The organism is Mycolicibacterium pyrenivorans (assembly GCF_025821625.1).
GTDB lineage: Bacteria > Actinomycetota > Actinomycetes > Mycobacteriales > Mycobacteriaceae > Mycobacterium > Mycobacterium pyrenivorans.
Genome location: NZ_JACKSH010000274.1, coordinates 1 through 14,928 on the forward strand (window position 1 = coordinate 1; position 14,928 = coordinate 14,928).

Genomic DNA, 14,928 nt, shown 5'->3' on the forward strand with positions numbered 1-14,928 from the left:
TGTGATCCTCGAGAAATCTCATTCTTTCACCACGACAGGGCATTTCGCTGTTACAACCCGCCTCCCATCCCTACCTCATCGGTGAATCCAGGCTTAGATCGCCGGCCCGAGAAGGTCGTCGGCGTCCTTGATCACGTACCCGTAGCCCTGCTCGGCGAGAAAGCGCTGGCGGTGCGCGGCGTACTCGGCGTCGAGGCTGTCGCGCGACACGACCGAATAGAAGACGGCGCCGCCACCGTCGGCCTTGGGTCGCAGCAGCCGTCCCAGACGCTGGGCCTCCTCCTGTCGGGATCCGAATGTCCCTGAGACCTGGACTGCCACACTGGCTTCAGGCAGATCGATGGAGAAGTTCGCGACCTTGGAGACCACCAGGGTGCGGATCTCGCCGCGGCGGAAGCCGTCGAACAGGGCTTCGCGCTCGGCAGTCTTCGTCGACCCCTGGATCACCGGGGCGCCGAGTTCGGCGCCCAGTTCGTCGAGCTGGTCGAGGTAAGCGCCGATCACCAGCGTCGGCTCATCGGGATGTCGCTCCAGGATCGATTTGACCACGGCGATCTTGGTGTGTGCGGTCGCGCACAGTTTGTAGCGTTCCTCGGGCTCGGCGGTCGCGTAGAGCATGCGCTCGTTGTCGGTCATCGTGACGCGCACCTCGATGCACTCCGCGGGCGCGATCCAGCCTTGCGCCTCGATGTCCTTCCAGGGGGCGTCGTAGCGCTTGGGTCCGATCAGCGAGAACACGTCGCCCTCGCGGCCGTCCTCGCGGATCAGCGTCGCCGTCAGCCCCAGCCGTCTGCGGGACTGCAGATCGGCGGTCATCCGGAACACCGGCGCGGGCAGCAGGTGTACCTCGTCGTAGATGATCAGACCCCAGTCGCGGCTGTCGAACAGTTCCAGATGCTTGTACTCGCCTTTGGTGCGGCGGGTGATCACCTGATAGGTGGCGATCGTCACCGGCCGGATCTCCTTGCGTTCGCCGGAGTACTCGCCGATCTCCTCCTCGGTCAACGACGTCCGCGCCACCAGCTCGCGCTTCCACTGGCGGCCGGCCACGGTATTGGTGACCAAGATCAGCGTCGTGGCACCCGCCTTGGCCATGGCCGCCGCACCGACCAGCGTCTTGCCCGCCCCGCACGGCAGCACCACCACACCGGAGCCACCCGCCCAGAACGACTCCGCCGCCATCTCCTGGTAGTCACGCAGCTGCCAGCCGTCCTGCGCGAGGCTGATCGCGTGGGCCTCGCCGTCGACGTAGCCGGCCAGGTCCTCGGCCGGCCAGCCGATCTTCAGCAACAGCTGCTTGATATGGCCGCGCTCGCTCGGGTGCACGATCACGGTGTCGTCGTCGATACGCGCCCCCAGCATCGGCGCGATCTTCTTGTGGCGCATGACCTCCTCGAGGACCGCGCGGTCCAAGCTGACGAGGATCAGGCCGTGCACCGGGCTCTTGACCAGCTGCAACCGGCCGTAGCGGGCCATCGTGTCGACGATGTCGACCAGCAGCGGCTGCGGTACCGCGTAGCGGGAGAAGCTGACCAGGGCGTCGACGACCTGCTCGGCGTCATGCCCGGCGGCGCGGGCGTTCCACAACGCCAGCGGGGTGATCCGGTAGGTGTGGATGTGTTCGGGCGCGCGTTCCAGCTCGGCGAACGGGGCGATCGCAGCGCGGGCTGCCCCGGCCAGCTCGTGGTCGACCTCGAGCAGCACGGTCTTGTCGGACTGCACGATCAGCGGGCCGTCGGTCATGCGCGATCTCGATAGGAAGTCATCCGACCCATTATCCGGATTCCGCGGACACCACCGAAGTCACGCGGTGGATGGCGAACTCCCGGACCCTGCCGGACGCCGGGTCGTAGGCGGTCAACTGCCCGCCGCGGACGTTGATCGGCGCGACCACCCGCTGCGTCGCGACGCCCGCGGGGTCGACGTAACCGATCACCACCGACTCCTGATGGTGGGCGGCGTGCTGCAGTTCTGTTATGGCGACGGCGGGGTCCAACCGCATGCCCGAGGGCGTCGCCGCCACCTTGCGCAGCACCGCCACGATGGCGCCGAGCGTCTGATCCGTCGGAGTCAGGTTGTGCCGGTATCCGCGCCGCCGGCCCGGCGTGGGAACCCGCGAGCCGCGGCTGCGCAGATCCACGATCGCCCCGGTCGAGTCCTCGGCTGCAGGGGCGAAGCCGGCGTTCCGCAGCGCGGCGAGCACCTCGGCGATCGGCGCCTGTGACACCGCCACGGTCGGTGCGAGCAATCGCAGATCCACCGGCTCGGTAGCGGGTGCGGCCACCGCCTGGGCGAGCAGCGCAGCGTCTTCGCAGCGGACGAACGACGAGGCCATGCCGACGCGCAGCTGCCCGTGACGGCGCGCAACATCGTCGACCATGTACGTCAAAGATTGCGGCACAGGGGTTTTCGAGTGCCGTGCGAACAGTGCGTGCAGTTCCCCCGCGGTCCTTCCGGTGTCGAGTGCCCGCCGGATGGACGCTTCCGTGATGCGGTACACCATCGCCGCGCCCGCAGATTCCACCGTCGCGACTGCAGCCAGTTGCTCGGCCAAGGTTCGCTCGAGAGGGCCGGGCACGATAACGGTCAGGTCGGCCTGCAGCAGGAAGTGATCGATCGGCGCGGGAAGCACCTTGGCCATTGCGGCGACGACCGCGTCCTCGGGCTCACCGGCGAGCATGCGTCGAAGCGGTGTCGATAGGGCGCCGCGGCCCACCGCGCCGACGGCGTGGGCTTCGGTGAGCAGGTCGGCGACAGGGTCAGGCTGAAGCCGCACCGACCATCGGGGGCGCCGCCACACCATCGCCCTGGATGCGCTGTCGCCGTCCACTCCCGAACCCGGCGGCAGGTCGTCGAGCGTCTCGAGAAGAAGCCGACGATCCAGGGGAGCGGCCGTGGAGTACAGCGAATCTGACAGCGCCGCATAGGGTTTGCCATCAGGTCCGCGGCTTCCGATGAGGCTGGGCCTGCCCGGAAGATCCAGCCACGCCGACACGACCAGATGCCATTTGACCGCTGTCGGAGACTCGATGAACCGGTCGGCGGCGACCGTCGGCGTCCAGTACGGTCCCGCCGCGGTGAGTGGTTCGGGGTCGGGCATCCCCGGCGCGATCAGCCCGGCGGCCGCCGTCACCTCGAGTATCAACCCGAGTCGGCGTTCCTCGATGCCGGTCGACTTGGTCAGCCGCTTGACATCCCGTACGCCCAGGCCGCCGCTTCGGAGCTCGGGAATCGGTGTGGCGCTGAGAGTCTCGATCACGATCTCGACTTCACGCAACAGGTCCAGTGCCGCTCCGGCGGCCACGGCATCGACATCGCGTGCGCTTGTCGACGAGACGGTGGGGTCTGGCCTGCTCAGGCTGACCGGGCCGGGAACTTCGCCGCGCAACACCTGGCCGACCAGCCTGGGCAGGATCACGGTGTCGGTGTCGAGCCTGCGGAGCAGTCCGGCCGCCAGCAGGCGCTGCACAGGACGGTCGGGCGGGGCGTCCGGCATCGCGTCGCGGGTGCGGCCGACCGGCGACCCTTCGAGCAGTTTGTCCAGCAACTCGCGCGCGGGGGCATCCAGTGATGCGAGCGCTTCGCTGATTTCGGCACTCGACATCGCTGTGGTCTCCGCGGTGACCTGCCCCGGGTACCAGGGCATGCCGGACGCCGCCTCGGCGACCACGCGGAGCGGATCGTCCCCCCAGACGAGGGCACGCTCCCGCAGACCCTCGACGGCGGCGGTGAGGGCCGGCCCGTCGACCCGTTCACCCAGGGCACCGGTCAACTCGGTGAGGGTGATGGCGGTGGTCTCGGCATGCAGCGTGAGCAGCGCATCGAGCACCGCCAGATGTAGGAAATCAAGATCGTCGGTGGCGGCCTTGACCGACTGACGCGCAGCGGCGCGGGCGGCCAGTGCGGCGATGGTGCCCGGAGGGGGTTGGGTGAGGTCGGGGCGCAACCGCAGCAGCCGGATCAGCCGCTCGTCATCCAACTCGGCCAACCAGGCGCCCAGCGGCACGCCCGGGGAATTCCCGCTCATCGCCGTCTGCTCTTCGTCCGAGGCCTCATCGGCACGGTCTGCTCTTCGTCCGAGGCCTCATCGGCACGGTCTGCTCTTCGTCCGAGGCCTCATCGCTGACCAGCTTAAAGCAGGCGGCCGGCCTCGCCAGCCGGCAAGCAACCTGCCACAATGTCACCGTGGCTGACGAGAAACGGCAGAAGACCAAGTACATCGACCCGGGGTGGCCCACGACCGACGCCGACGACCACGCGGTCAGCGAGCTCGCCACCGACCGCACGGGCGCACTGTCGCCGTTCGGTGACATCACGTTCCCTCTGCCGGCGGAGGAGCTTCCCTTCATCCAGTCGGCCACCGTCATCAACAGGTAACGGTGGCCTCGAGCGGCGGAGACGGCCTCTCGCATCTCGACGAGTCGGGAGCGGCCCACATGGTCGACGTCACCGCCAAGGACGTCACCAGACGGATCGCGGTCGCCGCGGGATCAGTGCACACCCGCCCCGATGTGATCGCCTTGATCAGCGCCAACGGGCTGCCCAAAGGTGACGCCCTCGCCACCGCGCGTGTCGCCGGAATCCTGGCCGCCAAGCGCACCAGTGAACTGGTCCCGCTGTGCCATCCGCTGGCGGTCACCGGTGTGGACGTCGATTTCACCATCGGTGGCGTCGACGACGACCCGGGCTCGGTCGGCATCACCGCGACCGTGCGCACCACCGACCGCACCGGTGTGGAGATGGAGGCGCTGACTGCGGTCAGCGTCGCGGCGCTGACGATCTACGACATGATCAAGGCCGTCGACCGCGCCGCGCGCATCGACAACATCCGGGTCGTGCGCAAGGAGGGCGGTAAGACGGGTTCATGGGTCAGGTGACGTCCGCGTGACACGGTCAGGCGTGGTGATCGTCGCGTCCACCCGCGCATCCGCCGGTGTCTACGAGGACCGGTGTGGTCCCGTGATCGCGGACTGGCTCAACGGCCGCGGCTTCGTCACCGTCCCGCCCGTCGTCGTCGCCGACGGGGAACCCGTCGAATCCGCGCTGCGGGCCGCCCTGCGCGACAACCCCGACGTCATCCTCACCTCCGGGGGAACGGGAATCTCGCCGACGGACTCCACTCCGGAGACGACCGCGGCATTGGTCGACTATCAGATCCCGGGTCTCGCCGATGCGATCAGGCGCGCCGGGCTTCCGCACGTGCCGACCTCGGTGCTGTCGCGCGGTGTGTGCGGCGTCGCCGGCCGGACTCTGGTCGTGAACCTTCCCGGGTCCACCGGGGGTGTGCGGGACGGCCTGGGCGTCCTCGCAGACGTGCTGGAGCACGCGGTGGATCAACTGCGCGGCAAGGATCACCCGCGATGAGCCTCGTCGTCCGCGCTGCGCTGACCGATCGGCCCATCGACTCCGCCGAACACGAAGCCCTCGTGTCACACCACGCGGCGGGCGCTGTGGTGGTGTTCGCCGGTGTCGTCCGCGACCACGACGGGGGACGGACCGTGACGCGGCTGGACTACTCGTCGCACCCGTCCGCCGAGAAGACGCTGGCAGACGTCGTCGCCGAGATAGCGGCCGACTGCGCGGGTGTCCGTGCCATCGCCGTCAGCCATCGCGTCGGCACCCTGCACATCGGTGACGCCGCGCTGGTCGCCGCCGTGGCTGCCGACCACCGGCACGCCGCTTTCGAGACCTGCGCACGTCTGGTGGACAGCGTCAAAGAGCGGCTACCGGTGTGGAAGCACCAGTTCTTCGCCGACGGAACCGACGAGTGGGTGAACTCCGCCTGACCTGATCAGGCGGGCGGCAGCACCGGCGCCGGAGCGGGAGCAACCGGAGCGGCGCCCGCGGGAAGCGGCGTGTGGGGCGGCACACCGCCCGGGTCGGGCGTGCTCAGCGGACGCTGGGTCAGCGCCAGCAGCGCATCGCTGCCGGTGATCTCCTGAGTCTGGATCGCGTGCCAGATCTCCTTCAGATACGTCACGTTCGGGCTCTCGTTGGGCACGAGCGCCGGATCGACGGTGGTACCCGGGGGGAGGTTCTCGGGGCTCACGAGGTGCGGCATGCCCTCGGGCACGGGGAGCTCCCCGCTGACCGCCTGGTTGGCCAGGTCGTAGGCCTCACCGGGAACTGCGACACCGGCCAGCGGTGCCAGCGGTTCCGCGGGAGCGGGCGCCGGGGCGGGCGCCGGTGCCGGAGGCGGAAGGACCGGGGCACCGGGAGCGGGTTGCAGCGGGACGTCGGAGGGCAACGACCACAGCTGGGGCTGATCCGCGGGTGCGGGGACCTGCGCGGTGTCCCAGTTCCCCGCCGCGACGATCGGGAGCTCCGCCGGCGGGGCGTCGACGGGTGCCGGTGGGGGCAACGGTGCGTCGAGAGGTGCGACGACCGACACGTCGACGACCGGGGGAGCCGGCTCGGGCAACGGTGCGGGCGGCAGGGGCGCCGGCGCGGGCAGCGGGGCGTCCATCGGCATCGGGGCCGGCGGCAGCGGGGCGTCCATCGGCACGGGCGCCGGCGGAACCGCCTCGGGCAGCGGGGCGGGGGGAAGCGGAGCCGCGAGCGGATCGACGGGCGCGGGCGGCATGGGCGCGGGCGACAGCGGCGCCGACATCGTGTCGAACGGGGCCGGGGCGGGAGGCGGCGGTGGCGCGAACGGATCGAGGGGTGGCGGCGGGGGAGGCAGCACGCCGTTCAGTCCGATCGGATCGACAGGCTGCGGTTCCTCGTTGACGACGTTGCGCGGTGTGGACGCGGAGAGCGGTCCACCGCATGACGGCCACGCACCCTTGCCCTGGGATGCCAGGACGCGCTCGGCGACGGCGATCTGCTCTTCCTTGGTGGCGAGGTAGGCCGCGGGGGCGAACTCGCCACCGCCGTGGCCGGACCAGGTGCTCGGCGAGAACTGCAGGCCGCCGTGGTAGCCGTTGCCGGTGTTGATGGCCCAGTTGCCGCCTGACTCGCAGCTGGCGACGCGATCCCATTCACTGTCGGTGGCGGCACCTGCCTGCCCGGCGAGGGCGATGGTTCCACCACCGATTACTGCACCGGTGAAGGCGATCTTGGCGACGTTGACGCTTGACGAAGTGGGCTTGCGATGCCGTCCACTCATAAGTACGTGTGGTCCTCTCTGTAGCGCCCGCGAGGTCAGCTGTCGGGTTCGGGCTGGAGAGGTCGCCCGGCCGTCTTCGTCGGAACGAAGTCGGCTTCACCCCTAGGAGCCGATCGGCTCCAGGTCCTTCTGTTCGGTGGACCGGTGGGTCCCCCGCCTCCATCCAGGTTGTTTCTCGTTGTCCCCGTGGACCAACGGATGGAGCTCGGCGCAATTGGTCACACGGCGGGCCGATCGGGTTTGGGGTCGTCGGCCTGAGTCAAGACGGTAACCGGAAGGCGGTGCCTCGTCATCTCGTGGCCGCACCGGCGTTTCCGGCTGCGGCAAATACTAAAAAACCTCTAAATGCCCAGGAAGGTCTGTTGTTCCTGCAGGTGCCGCACGCCGCTACCGCGCCGTAGCCATCCTGTGACTATTCCGTTATGTGACGCAAATCACGGAATACCTTTTCGGGGTGGAAACCGCTACCCGCCGGCGAACGGCGGAAGAACGTCGACTGTCTGCGCGTCGCCCAAGACGGTCTGCGGATCCCGCACCGCCACTTCGTCGCAGAGAAAAGAGCACCTGGCCAGCACCTTCGACAGTTCGGCATCTCGCGCCTTGAGCATGTCGAGCAACTCGGTCACCGTCGTGCCTTCGGGCAGTTCGACCGTCTCGGCCTCGGTGCCCGCCGCGGCACGTGCTGCGGCGAAGTAGCGCACGGTGACCCGCACGCTGACGTCTGCGTGCATCGATCAGCCGCCGATCGCGCTCATCGGGCGATCGGGCTGGACGAAATCGGGGTCGTTGATGCCGTGCCCCGCGGCCTTGGCCCACATCGCCGCCCGCCACGCGGCCTCGAGCGCTGCGTCGTCCGCGCCCGTCCGCAGCAGGGCGCGCAGATCGGTTTCGTCGCGTGCGAACAAGCAGTTGCGAACCTGCCCGTCGGCGGTGAGCCTGGTCCGGTCGCACGCCGAGCAGAACGCCTCGGAGACCGACGCGATGATGCCGACCCGTCCGGCCACCCCCGACTCGTCGTGGACCTGCCACAGCGCGGCGGGCGCCGAACCGCGTGGGGCCGGATCGGGGGTCAGCGTGAAGTGACGCCGCAGCGTGGTGAGGACGCCGTCGGCGCTGATGGCGCGGTCTCGCTGCCAGGAGTGGTCGGCGTCGAGGGGCATCTGCTCGATGATGCGTAGCTGGTAGCCGTGCTCGAGGCAGAAGCGCAGCAGTGCCACCGCATCTTCGAGACCGGTGACCGGGTCGAGGACGGCGTTCACCTTCACCGGGCTCAGTCCTGCCGCCTTGGCGGCACTGAGCCCGGCCAGCACGTCGGCGAGCCGGTCACGTCGGGTGATGGCGGCGAAGTGCGCGGCGTCGACCGTGTCCAGGGACACGTTGATGCGGTCGAGGCCGGCCTCTTTCAGCGCGGCGGCACGTCGCGCCAGCCCGACGCCGTTGGTGGTCAGCGTGATCTCCGGGCGCGGGTGCAGCGCCGCCGTCGCCGCGACGACCTCCTCGAGATGGGGGACGACCAGCGGTTCACCCCCCGTGAAGCGGACGCTGGTGATACCGAGGCGGGTGACCGCGATGCGCAGCAGCCGGGCGAGCTCGTCGAGTTGCAGCTTCTGGTCGCCCGGCAGCCAGTCGAGACCCTCGGCGGGCATGCAATAGGTGCAGCGCAGATTGCACAGGTCGGTCAGCGACACCCGCAGGTCCGTCGCGACGCGGCCGAAGGTGTCCAGCAGGGGGCCGTCGGCGGGGGCGGGCGACAGGGGGCGGTGCACGGAGGGCACCCCGAGAGCGACGACCGTCACCGTGCGACTCCGCCAGGCATGTTGACGCCGTTGACGGCGTCCACCGGCACGATCTCCTTGCCGAGCGGCATCAGCGACACCGGGACGAGCTTGAGGTTGGCCAATGCCAGCGGGATGCCGATGATCGTGATGGCCATCGCGGCGGCAGTGATGATGTGGCCGAGGGCCAGCCACACGCCGAAGAGGATGATCCAGATGATGTTGCCGACGAGCGCGCCGGGGCGGGTGCCGGGCTTGTCGACGATCGTGCGGCCGAACGGCCACAGTGCGTAGGACGCGATGCGCAGCGACGCGAAGCCGAACGGAATGGTGATGATCAAGACGAAACAGATGAGCGCGGCGAGCAGGTAACCCAGCGAAAGCCACAGACCGCCGAAGATCAACCAGATGACATTCAGGATCAGTCGCATCTTCTTCCTCCAACGGTGACTGCAGCCTACCGATATAAGGGGATGCTGGCTGTGCGGGCGTCCGAGTAAGATCGCCTCGGACGCGTCCCAGCGCAGGCGGGGCGCTTTAGTTATGTACCCGACAGGTACAGACCTTTTATCAGCTCAGACAGACAAGCAGGTGAGACCAGTGCCTACCGGCCGGGTGAAGTGGTACGACGTGGAGAAGGGCTTCGGGTTCCTCTCCCAGGAAGACGGCGAGGACGTCTACGTGCGTTCCTCGGCGTTGCCCGCCGGTGTCGAAGGTCTGAAGGCCGGGCAGCGCGTCGAGTTCGGCGTGGCCGCCGGCCGTCGCGGACCCCAGGCGCTGAGCCTGAAGTTGATCGACCCGCCGCCGAGCCTGAGCAAGACCCGGCGCGAGGCCGAGCGGCCGGAACACAAGCACACCCCCGATGAGTTGCACGGCATGGTCGAGGACATGATCACGCTCTTGGAGGGCGCTGTGCAGCCGGAGCTTCGCAAGGGGCGTTACCCGGACCGCAAGGTGGCCCGCAGAGTCTCCGAAGTGGTGAAGGCCGTCGCGCGCGAACTCGACACCTAGTTCTTGGCGCGGCGCGCCGCGCCGGGCGCCGAAACTGAGGTTGTGACCGGTTTTCGGGCCGGACTTCGCGTAGACGTTCAGTTTCGGCGGGTATGACTGGAACCATGAGCTACGTCGCCGACCCGTCGTCCTCCAGCGGAGAGTTCAACCGCGACACCGACTACATCACCACCCGGATCACCGCCGACGGCCGCGACGGCTACCCCGTCAAACCCGGTCGGTACCGGCTGGTGGTCGCCCGAGCATGCCCGTGGGCGAACCGCACCATCATCGTGCGCCGCCTGCTCGGGCTGGAAGACGTTCTCTCCATTGGCTTCTGCGGACCCACGCACGACGAGCGCAGCTGGACCTTCGACCTGGACCCCGACGGCGTCGACCCGGTGCTGGGCATTCACTACCTGCGCGACGCCTACAACAACCGAATCCCCGACTACCCCAAGGGTGTGACGGTGCCCGCGATCGTGGAGGTCTCGACGGGTCAGGTGGTGACCAACGACTTCGCCCAGATCACGCTGGACTTCTCGACCGAGTGGACGGCCCACCATCGCGACGGTTCCCCGCAGCTGTACCCCGAGCCGCTGCGCGCAGAGATCGACGAGGTCGCCCAGCGGGTGTACACCGAGGTCAACAATGGCGTCTACCGGTGCGGGTTCGCGGGCTCGCAGCGGGCCTACGAGAAGGCCTACGACCGGTTGTTCACCACCTTGGACTGGCTCTCCGACCGACTGGCCGATCAGCGCTACCTGGTCGGGGACACCATCACCGAAGCAGACGTGCGGCTGTTCACGACGCTGGCCCGGTTCGACCCCGTCTACCACGGCCACTTCAAGACCAACCGGAGCAAGCTCGCCGAGATGCCGGTGCTGTGGGCCTACGCGCGTGACCTGTTCCAGACACCGGGGTTCGGGGACACCACCGACTTCGTCCAGATCAAGCAGCACTACTACATCGTGCACTCCGACATCAACCCGACCGGCGTGGTCCCGAAGGGGCCGGACCTGTCGAACTGGCTGACACCGCACGGTCGAGAAGCGCTGGGCGGCAGGCCTTTCGGTGACGGAACGCCGCCAGGTCCGACGCGTGAGGCCGAGCGCGTGCCCGACGCTCACGCCGCCGGTTAGGACTCGGCTAATCCCATACCGTGCGCACCGACCATTCGGCGTGCGGCACGGGGAACTCATTGCCTGCTTCGTCGCGGACCAGCGTCGGCAACTGCACGGCGATGCCGGTGAGCCGACCCCGCTGCGGGTCGACGGTCGGGATCGTCACCGCCAGCCTGGTGTCGGGGCGGAACTCCTCGATGACGTCGTCGTCCTCGTAGGCGCGCAGCAGCACCCACGGCGCCCGCGCGACGGCCTTCGGCACCGAAAGTTGGATGGGGAAGCGGCCCGTCACCGGGAGCTCACCCTGCTCACCCGGCTCCACGCAGTCGGTCGGATCGAGCACCTCGCAGAACCGGTACGGCCCCACCCGGGTCAGGTGCCCGTGCGAGTACGCGGAGATCTCGGGCAGCTCGGGTGTGTGATCGCGGGTGAGTCGCCAGACCAGCACGCCCGTACCGATCGACGCCAACAGCGCCACCGCCGCGAGAACGGCGACAACACGTTTCACTCCGGCGTCACCGCCGTCACGTCCGTCCACACGCCCTCCTGCTCGGCGAGCACCGGACGGTTGCCGCCCAATCCCGGTATCAACGACTCGCCGCGGTAGCTGACGATCGTCTGGGCCAGACCCAGGATCAGGATCGCGGTGATCGTGGTGAAACCCGCCCACAGGTCGGTGTAGATCAGGACACCGGTGGCTCCTCCGGCGACCCAGGCCAGCTGCAGCAGCGATTCCGACCGTCCGAACGCCGACGCCCGCGACTCCTCGGGCAGGTCGTCCTGCAGGGAGGCGTCCAGCGATGCCTTGGCGATTGCGCTGGCACCGGACGTCACCAAGGTGGCCGCCGCGGCGACCAGCAGGTTGCCGGTCAGCGCGGTCGCCAGCGCCACGGCGGTCACCGCGATGGCGCAGCGCACCACCAATCGCGCCGGGTGTCCGAGGCTGAGGCGCGCGGCGGTGAAGTTGCCCGCGAAGTTGCCGATGGCAGCCGCCGCGCCGATCAGTCCGAGGATGCGGAGCTGTTCCCACCCGCTGGCGTCGTGCGCCTTGGCCACGAACGCCGGATACAGGAACAGGAAGCCGACCATCACCTTCACCGTGCAATTGCCCCACAGGGCGGTGATGATGTTGCGGCCCAGCGGCTGGCGGGCCTTCGTCGTCGCTCGGTACTGTCCGTGGTCGCGGCGCAGGTCACCCGACCCGCCGTGATAGCTGAGGGTCGCGGGGACCTCGCCCTCGGTGACCTCGACCCACTTCGGGATCCGCATCGCCAGGACAGCGCCGGCCACCGTCACCGCCACCACGATGTAGAGCGCGCCCGGCATCTGGAAGAAGTGGAACCCCCATTCCGAGGCGGCCGCGACACCGCCGCCGACCAGGGTGCCGCCCAACAACCCGAAGGTCGTCAGCCGGGAGTTCACCCGCACCAGATCGATCGTCGGTGGTAGCACCCGAGGGGTGACGGCGCCGCGGAGCACCGAGAACGATTTCGACAGCACCATCATTCCGAGCGCGCACGGGTAGAGCACCCACGACGGGAAGCTGCCGGTCGCACTGTCGTAGTTGGCGATCAGCACCAACGCCAGCACGGTGCGCAGGCCGAACGACGTGGCCAGGGCGACGCGGCGGCCGTGCTGCAGGCGGTCCAGCGCCGGTCCGATCAGCGGTGCGATGACCGCGAACGGTGCGATGGTGATGAGCAGGTACAGCGCGACCTTGCTCTTGCTCTCACCGGAGGCGGCCGCGAAGAACAACGTGTTGGCCAGCGCCACCGCCATCGCCGCATCCACGGCAAAGTTGGCGACCACCGGCCAGGTCAACGCCGTCAGGCCGGACTTGTCGGCGCCGTCGGCGGTGGCCGCGCGGTGCACGAGGTCATACATCTTCGTGCCCATTTCACGGCTGCGCTGAGCGGCTGCCCGCGTCACCGTCACCTTCTCGCCGGCACCCGAGCCGAGTCGGCCCGACGGCGCGTCGAAGCGGTCGTAATGCGATGACGATCCGCCGTGGCGGGCGTTTTCGTCCAGCGGCGGCAGCCACCGGTTGGCACTCTGATTCGCCGAACCGGACCGACGCGTCGTCCGGTGATCGGGACTCCACGGCGGGTCGCTGGGGTAATTCGCCATCCCCGGGTGTTCACCCGCAGGTGGGCGCGGTGGGTAGTAGCGTTCACCGTGCTGACCGTCACGGTCTCGGTGGTCACGCCGCGCTCCGGTCACGTGTCGATTCTCCCCTATGCGGACGACAGCGGGCGTGCAGGCGACCGGTGTGGCTTCACGTTGCACCGTTCGGGCAAGATTGGAGGCAATGGACAGCGTGATCGAACCCTCGCAACAGTCCGAGCCGGACCCAGCACAGGCCGAAACGGACCCGGCACAGGAACCCGACCCCGGACAAGACCCGGAGGCGGCGCCCGTGCCGGCGTCGCAGGAGGTCCCCCCGGATCTGGCCGCGGTGCTGACGGGAGCCGTCGACGCGGCCAGGGCGGCGATCGTCGAGTTCAGCGGCGAGAACACGGTGGGCGAGTACCTGGGCGCCGGGTTCGAGGATCCGACGTCGGCCACCCACCGATTCCTCGCCGAACTGCCCGGCTACCGCGGCTGGCAGTGGGCCGTCGTCGTTGCGGCCTGCCCCGGTGCCGCGCAGGCCACCATCAGCGAGGTGGTGCTCGTGCCGGGTCCCACCGCGCTGCTCGCGCCCAAGTGGGTTCCGTGGGACGAACGGGTTCGCCCCGGTGACCTCGGTCCCGGTGACCTGTTGGCCCCGCCCACCGACGATCCCCGCCTGGTGCCGGGCTACATGGCCACCGGCGACCCGGAGATCGACGACCTCGCCGCCGAGATCGGGCTCGGCCGTCGTCAGGTGCTCAGCCTGTGGGGCCGCAACGACGCCGCCCAGCGCTGGCACGACGGCGACTACGGCCCGGGGTCGGCGATGGCGAAGTCGACCCGGCGGATGTGTCGCGACTGTGGCTTCTATGTGCCGCTCGGCGGAGCGCTCGGGGTGATGTTCGGCGTGTGCGCCAACGAGTTCGCCGCCGACGGGCACGTGGTCGACGCCGAATACGGATGCGGCGCCCATTCGGACACCCCGGCGCCGGCGGGGACCGGCTCGCCGCTGTACGACCCCTACGACGACGGCGTGCTCGACATGGTGGAGCAGCGCGCCGACGGCTAGCTCTCGGCCGCCGCTTTGATGCGGGTGAGCGAGTCGTTCATCCCCTCGATCAGTTCCTCCTCGAAGCTGGGCACGCCGCCCATCAGGTTCTTCACCAGGAAGTTCGACACCGCTGTCGTGCCGTTCTCCGCGTGCCGTGTCTCGACCAGCCGGGTTCCCGCCTCGGTCGGCTCCAGTTCGTAGGTCCAGACGGTGTGGTTCTCGTTGACCCGGAACGCCAGCTTCTGCTCGGGGATGAGCTCGGTGATGCGGCTGGTGGTGGGCCAGAACAGCAAGCCGCGTCGGTTGAAGTTGATGGTCCGGGCGCCCTGCCGTAGTCCGCCGATCGGTTTCATGTACCGGCACTGCGGGCTCCACTGCGGCATCTTGCCCAGATCGGACACCAGCGCCCACACCTTGGACACCGGTGCGTTGATGTCGATCTGCGCTTGCAACACGGGCGCTGCCATGGCTTCTCCCTCGTATCCTTCAACTCAATCCACTTTGGGCGCCACGGGATCCGCGACGCACCGCGTGACGTTGCCACAGAAAAATCGATGTGCCAACCACTCCGACGCCCAGCCCCGCGAGAGTGATCGGCCGCCAGTCGTGCAGCGAGCTCACCGTGAACGCGAGCACCGCGGCGATCAACCAGGCGCACGTGATCGCCACGATGACGGGCCACGGTGAGAGCAGCCCCGCGGGCAGCGGGGGCGGCTGCAGGGGTTCGTCCGCGCTCATCTGGTCGAACGTAGTCGATCGCCGGTCGGGCCC

At 69.0% G+C, this 14,928-nt stretch carries 17 protein-coding genes and 1 riboswitch; of the genes, 7 read left to right on the forward strand and 10 right to left on the reverse strand.

Annotation, left to right across the window (positions count from 1 at the left end; all coding sequences use genetic code 11):
• Nucleotides 1-93: 93 nt before the first annotated feature.
• Both H7I57_RS29850 and H7I57_RS29855 read right to left on the reverse strand, forming a co-directional pair.
• Nucleotides 94-1,743, reverse strand: a complete 1,650-nt coding sequence (locus H7I57_RS29850; RefSeq protein ID WP_264028146.1) for a DNA repair helicase XPB — start codon at nucleotides 1,741-1,743, stop codon at nucleotides 94-96.
• Between the two features lie 31 nt (nucleotides 1,744-1,774).
• Nucleotides 1,775-4,027, reverse strand: a complete 2,253-nt coding sequence (locus H7I57_RS29855; RefSeq protein ID WP_264028147.1) for a helicase-associated domain-containing protein — start codon at nucleotides 4,025-4,027, stop codon at nucleotides 1,775-1,777.
• Between the two features lie 158 nt (nucleotides 4,028-4,185).
• Here H7I57_RS29855 and H7I57_RS29860 point away from each other — a divergent pair, with 158 nt between their 5' ends.
• Genes H7I57_RS29860 through H7I57_RS29875 form a run of 4 tightly spaced genes read left to right on the forward strand, consistent with a single transcriptional unit; the run spans nucleotide 4,186 to nucleotide 5,786 of the window.
• Entirely contained in the window at nucleotides 4,186-4,377 is a 192-nt protein-coding gene (locus H7I57_RS29860; RefSeq protein ID WP_264028148.1) for a hypothetical protein, read from the forward strand.
• A 59-nt stretch (nucleotides 4,378-4,436) separates the two neighbouring features.
• Nucleotides 4,437-4,877 (forward strand): cyclic pyranopterin monophosphate synthase MoaC, encoded by a 441-nt coding sequence (moaC, locus tag H7I57_RS29865; protein WP_275081900.1) that lies wholly within the window; start codon nucleotides 4,437-4,439, stop codon nucleotides 4,875-4,877.
• Between the two features lie 7 nt (nucleotides 4,878-4,884).
• Complete coding sequence (locus tag H7I57_RS29870; RefSeq protein WP_264028150.1) at nucleotides 4,885-5,364, forward strand: MogA/MoaB family molybdenum cofactor biosynthesis protein; 480 nt, start codon at nucleotides 4,885-4,887, stop codon at nucleotides 5,362-5,364.
• A complete protein-coding gene (locus H7I57_RS29875) occupies nucleotides 5,361-5,786 on the forward strand; it encodes a molybdenum cofactor biosynthesis protein MoaE (RefSeq protein WP_264028151.1) in 426 nt (141 codons plus the stop codon). Before H7I57_RS29870 ends, H7I57_RS29875 begins: the two co-directional genes overlap by 4 nt.
• Nucleotides 5,787-5,791: 5 nt before the next feature.
• Here H7I57_RS29875 and H7I57_RS29880 read toward each other — a convergent pair whose 3' ends face one another.
• The 4 genes from H7I57_RS29880 to H7I57_RS29895 all read right to left on the reverse strand — a co-directional run bounded on the left by H7I57_RS29880 (nucleotide 5,792) and on the right by H7I57_RS29895 (nucleotide 9,314).
• A complete protein-coding gene (locus H7I57_RS29880; protein WP_264028152.1) occupies nucleotides 5,792-7,108 on the reverse strand; it encodes a transglycosylase family protein in 1,317 nt (438 codons plus the stop codon).
• A gap of 9 nt (nucleotides 7,109-7,117) precedes the next feature.
• Nucleotides 7,118-7,288, reverse strand: a riboswitch (cyclic di-AMP (ydaO/yuaA leader).
• A 284-nt stretch (nucleotides 7,289-7,572) separates the two neighbouring features.
• On the reverse strand, nucleotides 7,573-7,839 hold the full coding sequence (locus H7I57_RS29885; RefSeq protein WP_264028153.1) for a MoaD/ThiS family protein: 267 nt from the start codon (nucleotides 7,837-7,839) through the stop codon (nucleotides 7,573-7,575).
• A 3-nt stretch (nucleotides 7,840-7,842) separates the two neighbouring features.
• Nucleotides 7,843-8,904, reverse strand: a complete 1,062-nt coding sequence (gene moaA / locus H7I57_RS29890) for a GTP 3',8-cyclase MoaA (protein ID WP_264028154.1) — start codon at nucleotides 8,902-8,904, stop codon at nucleotides 7,843-7,845.
• Nucleotides 8,901-9,314 carry a YccF domain-containing protein gene (locus tag H7I57_RS29895; RefSeq protein WP_264028155.1) on the reverse strand — a complete coding sequence of 138 codons (414 nt, stop codon included), beginning with the start codon at nucleotides 9,312-9,314 and terminating at the stop codon, nucleotides 8,901-8,903. The genes moaA and H7I57_RS29895 overlap by 4 nt, the downstream gene beginning before the upstream one ends.
• A 169-nt stretch (nucleotides 9,315-9,483) precedes the next feature.
• Here H7I57_RS29895 and H7I57_RS29900 point away from each other — a divergent pair, with 169 nt between their 5' ends.
• Together H7I57_RS29900 and H7I57_RS29905 are read left to right on the forward strand one after the other, a co-directional pair.
• A complete protein-coding gene (locus H7I57_RS29900) occupies nucleotides 9,484-9,894 on the forward strand; it encodes a cold-shock protein (RefSeq protein ID WP_264028156.1) in 411 nt (136 codons plus the stop codon).
• Between the two features lie 104 nt (nucleotides 9,895-9,998).
• Nucleotides 9,999-11,015, forward strand: a complete 1,017-nt coding sequence (locus tag H7I57_RS29905; RefSeq protein ID WP_264028214.1) for a glutathione S-transferase family protein — start codon at nucleotides 9,999-10,001, stop codon at nucleotides 11,013-11,015.
• A gap of 7 nt (nucleotides 11,016-11,022) precedes the next feature.
• Here the strand turns inward: H7I57_RS29905 and H7I57_RS29910 are convergent, their stop codons facing one another.
• The gene (locus H7I57_RS29910; RefSeq protein ID WP_264028216.1) at nucleotides 11,023-11,505 is read right to left on the reverse strand and encodes a DUF2771 domain-containing protein; all 483 of its coding nucleotides are present in this window, start codon (nucleotides 11,503-11,505) and stop codon (nucleotides 11,023-11,025) included.
• Nucleotides 11,502-13,217: an MFS transporter gene (locus H7I57_RS29915; RefSeq protein WP_372510491.1), complete on the reverse strand. Its 1,716-nt coding sequence runs from the start codon at nucleotides 13,215-13,217 to the stop codon at nucleotides 11,502-11,504. Before H7I57_RS29915 ends, H7I57_RS29910 begins: the two co-directional genes overlap by 4 nt.
• Before the next feature lie 88 nt (nucleotides 13,218-13,305).
• Here H7I57_RS29915 and H7I57_RS29920 point away from each other — a divergent pair, with 88 nt between their 5' ends.
• Nucleotides 13,306-14,175, forward strand: a complete 870-nt coding sequence (locus H7I57_RS29920; RefSeq protein ID WP_264028158.1) for a DUF3027 domain-containing protein — start codon at nucleotides 13,306-13,308, stop codon at nucleotides 14,173-14,175.
• On the opposite strand, the gene H7I57_RS29925 is transcribed toward H7I57_RS29920, so the two are convergent.
• Both H7I57_RS29925 and H7I57_RS29930 read right to left on the reverse strand, forming a co-directional pair.
• Entirely contained in the window at nucleotides 14,172-14,624 is a 453-nt protein-coding gene (locus H7I57_RS29925) for an SRPBCC family protein (protein ID WP_264028159.1), read from the reverse strand. The two genes, H7I57_RS29920 and H7I57_RS29925, sit on opposite strands and share 4 nt — an antisense overlap.
• Nucleotides 14,625-14,643: 19 nt before the next feature.
• The gene (locus H7I57_RS29930; protein WP_264028161.1) at nucleotides 14,644-14,895 is read right to left on the reverse strand and encodes a DUF2530 domain-containing protein; all 252 of its coding nucleotides are present in this window, start codon (nucleotides 14,893-14,895) and stop codon (nucleotides 14,644-14,646) included.
• Nucleotides 14,896-14,928 lie beyond the last annotated feature (33 nt).

Excerpts from the sequence above, each read along its gene's own strand:
- H7I57_RS29850 (WP_264028146.1), bottom strand. The coding sequence starts at position 1,743 with ATGACCGACGGCCCGCTGATCGTGCAGTCCGACAAGACCGTGCTGCTC.
- H7I57_RS29855 (WP_264028147.1), bottom strand. The coding sequence starts at position 4,027 with ATGAGCGGGAATTCCCCGGGCGTGCCGCTGGGCGCCTGGTTGGCCGAG.
- moaC (WP_275081900.1), top strand. The coding sequence starts at position 4,437 with ATGGTCGACGTCACCGCCAAGGACGTCACCAGACGGATCGCGGTCGCC.
- H7I57_RS29875 (WP_264028151.1), top strand. The coding sequence starts at position 5,361 with ATGAGCCTCGTCGTCCGCGCTGCGCTGACCGATCGGCCCATCGACTCC.
- H7I57_RS29880 (WP_264028152.1), bottom strand. The coding sequence starts at position 7,108 with ATGAGTGGACGGCATCGCAAGCCCACTTCGTCAAGCGTCAACGTCGCC.
- H7I57_RS29885 (WP_264028153.1), bottom strand. The coding sequence starts at position 7,839 with ATGCACGCAGACGTCAGCGTGCGGGTCACCGTGCGCTACTTCGCCGCA.
- H7I57_RS29895 (WP_264028155.1), bottom strand. The coding sequence starts at position 9,314 with ATGCGACTGATCCTGAATGTCATCTGGTTGATCTTCGGCGGTCTGTGG.
- H7I57_RS29905 (WP_264028214.1), top strand. The coding sequence starts at position 9,999 with ATGAGCTACGTCGCCGACCCGTCGTCCTCCAGCGGAGAGTTCAACCGC.
- H7I57_RS29920 (WP_264028158.1), top strand. The coding sequence starts at position 13,306 with ATGGACAGCGTGATCGAACCCTCGCAACAGTCCGAGCCGGACCCAGCA.
- H7I57_RS29925 (WP_264028159.1), bottom strand. The coding sequence starts at position 14,624 with ATGGCAGCGCCCGTGTTGCAAGCGCAGATCGACATCAACGCACCGGTG.
- H7I57_RS29930 (WP_264028161.1), bottom strand. The coding sequence starts at position 14,895 with ATGAGCGCGGACGAACCCCTGCAGCCGCCCCCGCTGCCCGCGGGGCTG.